The following is a 4,922-nucleotide window of genomic DNA, read 5'->3' on the forward strand; positions in this document are numbered from 1 at the left end:
CGGACAGGCGCCGGCTTTTATTTTTGAAGGCGTTGAAAACAGCGGATCAAGTCAGCTGTTTTGATGCCGGATTAATAAACCGGGCTGTCAGGACGGTAGACCTTACCGGCAAGTAAAACAAGGCGTTTCTTCATTCGATTGCGATGCGCAGTGCGGCCCCTGCCGCCAGCGGGGCCAGCGTGATAGCCAGCGCCAGCATGGCCGCCAGGAGAAAGAGCTGTCCAACCACCGGCAGCCCCATGGCTGCCGCGCCCACCATGTTGGCTCCGAAAATCAGCACCGGGGTATACAGCGGTAGAACCAGCAACGTTACCAGCATACCACCGCGTTTTAGCCCCACTGTCAGTGCCACTCCGATCGCCCCCACCAAGCTCAATATAGGGGTGCCCAGTGCGAGGCTGACAAACAATAGCGGTATGAATCGGCCCGGCAAGCCCAGAATCACCGCCAGCAGCGGCGACAACAAAAGCAGCGGCAGCCCGCTGGTCAGCCAGTGGGCTGCAATTTTGCCTGCCACCAGAACGGGCGTGGGATGCGGACTGAGCACGAGCTGTTCCAGGCTGCCGTCCTCGAAATCGGACCGAAACAGGCGTTCAAGAGAGAGCAACGTGGCCAAAAGCGCTGCCACCCAGATGATGGCCGGCGCGAATGCACTCAGGAGCTGACTGCGCGGGTTGGCGCCCAGTGGGAACACGCATACCACCATGACGAAGAACAGCAACGGATTGAGCACATCCGCCCGGTCGCGCAGGCTCAGTTGCAGATCACGCTTCAACACGGCCCAGAAGCCCGACAGCATACTCATGCCAGTTGCAGGGACCGCAGCTTATCGTGCTGCAGACCGAAAGCCTGGTGACTGGTGAACACGGCCAGCCCGCCGCTCCGGGCATGCTCGACCAACAGCTCGGCCGTCAGCGTCTGCGCGGCCACATCGAGTCCGGTCAGCGGCTCGTCCAGTATCCACAGGCGGGCTGGGCTAACAAGCAGGCGGGCCAGAGCAACGCGCCGGCGCTGCCCGGCGGAGAGGTGACGGCAAGGCTGAAGCGCGACGTGATCGAGTCCCAGGGTCTTGAGCGCACTCACGGCCTGATCCCGGGCGCCGGCTGACAGAACAGCAGCTGCTTCCAGATTCTCCAACGGGGTGAGTTCATCCTTGATGCCGGCGCGGTGGCCGACATAGGCGAGTTGCATCCGAAAGTCGGCGTCGAGGTGCGCCAGACTGCTCCCGTTCCACAGCACTGTGCCGGTATCAGGACGGCGCAGGCCACATAGCAGCCGCAGCAGCGTGGTTTTGCCGCAGCCGTTGGGGCCGACGACCTGAAGCAGCGTGCCCTCATCAACATGAAGATCAAGCTCGTCAAACAGCAACCGCTCACCACGGCGGCAGGCAATTTTTCGGCCTTCGAGCCGTGCCTTTCCGGACCAGACCGAGAGGGACTTCTTCATGTGAAAGACCGCAACCTTATATCCGTCCGGCATCGTCCGTACAATCACGTTTGCCGGACGAGTGACACAGAAAACCGCCATGGCAACGCCTCCGAATCAACCACAGGTTAATTCACTGGCCCACCACCTATACCCTTCGGCAGCGGACTCTGTCGTGCCAGGCGCATGAAGTCCAAGTATCGGGCAACGATGCCGTTTTCAACCGGACTTCGCCCCCTGGCCGGGCGACCGGCCTGACCAAGGGCCTCGATTATAGGACTTTTGTACCGTGATATCCGAAGCCAAAATGTACGCCTATAGACTGTTCAGAATTTTCTGGCGTTCCTGCCGATATTCCTTATCGGTAATCAAGCCATTGGCATCCAGTCTCTTGAGAGTTCGCAGGCGCTTGGCAATCGATTGATACGTGGTGCCCCCTTCCGTGTTTACCGGTGCCTTGACTGGTGTCTGCACTCGCTCTGGCTTAGGCTTGTCGGGGGAAAGCTTGGGTATCGGCGTGGCGGCGACCGGCGTCGCCGCAGGCGCCCCCGAATCGTTTATGGCAAAACTAACCCAATCCGGGCGATCTGGCTGCGGATGAGCCATCTGCTTGCCCCCCAACACCGCCCAGCCGGACTGAATGCGCTGCTTGCGGCTGCCGGGCGTCAGCTTGGGCAGTCTCCCCGTGTTGATGTGGCGCGCCTCGAAGGGCATGTGCATCTTGCCGAAAATAAGATTGAGCTGCCCATTGCGGTAGTACGCAAGGCCGGTGGTCATTAACGGTTCCCGACCATGAATCAGGAGCATTTGGGCGTTGGGGGCCTGCCCCTGGGTCACCACCGCGAATGTGATGTCTTGATGTGGCCCGGCCGTGGATAGGGCCTTGGACAAGGCCGGGCCGAGTTTATCGAGCGCCTCACTAGTGAAAACAGGCCTGACGCGGCTCGAGTTGTGTTTCACCTTGAGACTGGCCAACAAGTTGCGAAGGCGGTCAGCCGTCACCGAATGAGGCTGATCGTTGGGCGCCGGGCCTGCAGGCTGTGCCTTGAGCGCAACGAACTGCAGGCCCGAGCTCCATATCACGCTGCCGCTGGCTGATGCCGGCAGATCACTATTGAAGCCGGCTACCTGGGAACGAGGCTGTTGCGTGGCACAGGCGGCCAACGCAATACAGCCAACAATAAGTGCACCTGCACGCATCACCCGTGGCCCTGTTGTCTTGCGCAGATTCATTTCGGTTCCTGACTGGATCGAGTGACAGCTCCGGATCGATATTGCATCGACCCGGAGCCAGGATCACCTGGGAAAGAAATCAGGCCACTAGAACCCAATCAGAGCATTCAGGAGCCACGTGTTGTTGTCCGAGGCACTGCGCCCGTTACCGTCATAGTTATGGGCTGCGCCGTTGAACTGGTTATAAGCGATATACTGGAGGGAAAAGCGCGTGTTCTGCCAAGGAAACCAATCCACCTGTGCTGTTTCGCCATTGGTGTTCGGACGGCTGTTGGACCGGTAACCCGTGCCGACGTCCGAGCCATAGACATCCTGATAATAACTGCTGTGCTGGCCATACGAGGAGAAAAAGCCCACCCCGAGGCCATAGCGATGCTTGTAATACCAGTTGCCATCGATAGCGAAGTAGTTCGTGTCCAGACTATTAGAGCCCGAGTACCCTCCAGGCACGGTATTGTCGAGATGACTCACGTGTTCATAAATATAAGTGGCATGGAACGTCATTATGTTGTTGTTATTGGGATACAACTGGTATTGACTGTCCACACCGATATCACTGTAGTGCTGGGTCGCATTCGGATTGGGCGCCCCGTTCAGGTTCGCATGATATTTAGCGAAAAGTCCGAATGACCCAATCTCGAAATTGGGAATTGGCGTGATGGCGATCCGGTAGTAAGGTGCCGCCCCACTGACCGAGGGATCATGGCCGGCCCCATAGCTAGCCGGCGTGTTGCCCTGCGGAGCCCCCTGATACAGCCCCAAATATGTATAGACCAGCCCATGCCAATACTGGTAAGCACCGAAACCAACCACGTTGGTCGCAACGGCATCACTGGCTATGAAGGGAGATTGGGGCCCGACGGGCGCGTCGTTATCGACGTAAGGCCAGCCGTAACCGGGCGTGCTGTTCCAGACATCCTCGAAGGTGGGGCCATTGTTGACGTCCAGCCCCCAGGTGAAGTTCTTGGAAAACAACTGACTCGTGCGGGCATAGCGGATATCGCTCATGTCGATGCCCAAACTGCCTCCCGAATCATAGGTCGCCTGTAGGAACGTACCGAGATGCGGGGCAATCCGTCCCGCGTAGTAAAATCCCAGTTCCTTGGGAAAGTCCGCTGAAGGATTCTGGGTATTGGGCACTTTCTTGCTCAGACCCTCTTCGCCCGCCTGAAGAATCACTGAGAGATTGGGGATCTTATTAATGGACATCCCCGGCGAGGACTTGCCGGCCGAGGAGGAAACCTGAGCCAACCCATCCATCTGATAGCCGTTGAGTTTGAACTCCCGCCCCAACTTGGTTAGGCCCGGATAAGACGTATGGCATGAAGCGCATGCCATGCCGGTTTGTCGTGAGAAGGAAGGCACTGCTTCGGCTGGCGGGGCGAGTACGGAGAGCACCGCCACCCCAAGCATTAGAATAACCCCTGAATACCACCGGTACATGACTCTTCTCCCAGATTAGTTGTGAATCTGCTCCCCGATGTCTGGCATTGAGTCGCCGACACGGAGATAGATTAATCTCACTCGCCGAGCAGGGTCTTGAGAAAAGTCAAGATAGATGGGAATTTTTAGAAAGAAATCGCAACGGATATGTTGGCATGAGCCAGAGAAAATGGTCGCCCATGACGTAAACGGCCCGCCGGTCGGTCCGCTCCGGCGATTCGTTTGCCCGAACGGTAGGTGGACGGTGGCATCGCTGCCACCCCAGAGGGTAGGTCAAAAGCGTTGGCCAATCGTGGGTGTCAACGCCGATTTAAAAGTGACCCCTTTTGGGTCTGAAACGCCGGAATAAAATTGACCCCCTCTGAGCCCGTTCAGGTTATGCCGATGCCACTGAAATGGGTTGCTTGACGCCGGCTTTACGTTTGTTTCTGAGTCGATAGCTCTCGCCGCTGATCTGCACAATGTGGGCGTGATGCAGCAGGCGATCGAGCATGGCGGCGGTCAGCGTCTGATCGTCAGCGAACGCCCCGGCCCATTGGGTGAAGGGCAGGTTCGAGGTCAGGATCATGCTGGCCCGCTCATAGCGTTTCGCGACGACATTGAAGAACAGATTCGCCTCGTCCCGGCCGAACGGCAGATAGCCGATCTCATCGATCACGAGTAGTTTCGGCCCCATCACGACGCGGTTGAAGTACTGCTTAAGCCGTTCCTGACGCTGGGCGGCACGCAGTTGCAGCATCAGATCGGCGGCCGTCACAAAGCGTGTCTTGATCCCGTTCATCAGCGCCCGATAGGCCAGCGCGATGGCCAGATGGCTCTTG

The 4,922-nt window shown here is 58.2% G+C and carries 5 protein-coding genes; all 5 read right to left on the bottom strand.

Annotated elements, in window-relative coordinates:
* Positions 1-130: 130 nt before the first annotated feature.
* A complete protein-coding gene (ccmB, locus tag ACS8YF_RS19395; protein WP_440851737.1) occupies positions 131-805 on the bottom strand; it encodes a heme exporter protein CcmB in 675 nt (224 codons plus the stop codon).
* Complete coding sequence (gene ccmA, locus ACS8YF_RS19400) at positions 802-1,446, bottom strand: cytochrome c biogenesis heme-transporting ATPase CcmA (protein WP_440851741.1); 645 nt, start codon at positions 1,444-1,446, stop codon at positions 802-804. Before ccmA ends, ccmB begins: the two co-directional genes overlap by 4 nt.
* A 294-nt stretch (positions 1,447-1,740) precedes the next feature.
* On the bottom strand, positions 1,741-2,658 hold the full coding sequence (locus ACS8YF_RS19405; protein ID WP_440851738.1) for an SHOCT domain-containing protein: 918 nt from the start codon (positions 2,656-2,658) through the stop codon (positions 1,741-1,743).
* Between the two features lie 87 nt (positions 2,659-2,745).
* Entirely contained in the window at positions 2,746-4,101 is a 1,356-nt protein-coding gene (locus tag ACS8YF_RS19410; protein WP_440851739.1) for a hypothetical protein, read from the bottom strand.
* Positions 4,102-4,477: 376 nt separating this feature from the next.
* Positions 4,478-4,922: ATP-binding protein (locus ACS8YF_RS19415; protein ID WP_440851740.1), on the bottom strand; the 445-nt coding region annotated here is incomplete at its 5' end.

The sequence above is a fragment of the Salinisphaera sp. SWV1 genome (assembly GCF_052044155.1).
Taxonomy (GTDB): Bacteria; Pseudomonadota; Gammaproteobacteria; order Nevskiales; family Salinisphaeraceae; genus Salinisphaera.

Coding starts and splice junctions, on each gene's coding strand:
- ccmB (WP_440851737.1), bottom strand. CDS start 805: ATGAGTATGCTGTCGGGCTTCTGGGCCGTGTTGAAGCGTGATCTGCAA.
- ccmA (WP_440851741.1), bottom strand. CDS start 1,446: ATGAAGAAGTCCCTCTCGGTCTGGTCCGGAAAGGCACGGCTCGAAGGC.
- ACS8YF_RS19405 (WP_440851738.1), bottom strand. CDS start 2,658: ATGAATCTGCGCAAGACAACAGGGCCACGGGTGATGCGTGCAGGTGCA.
- ACS8YF_RS19410 (WP_440851739.1), bottom strand. CDS start 4,101: ATGTACCGGTGGTATTCAGGGGTTATTCTAATGCTTGGGGTGGCGGTG.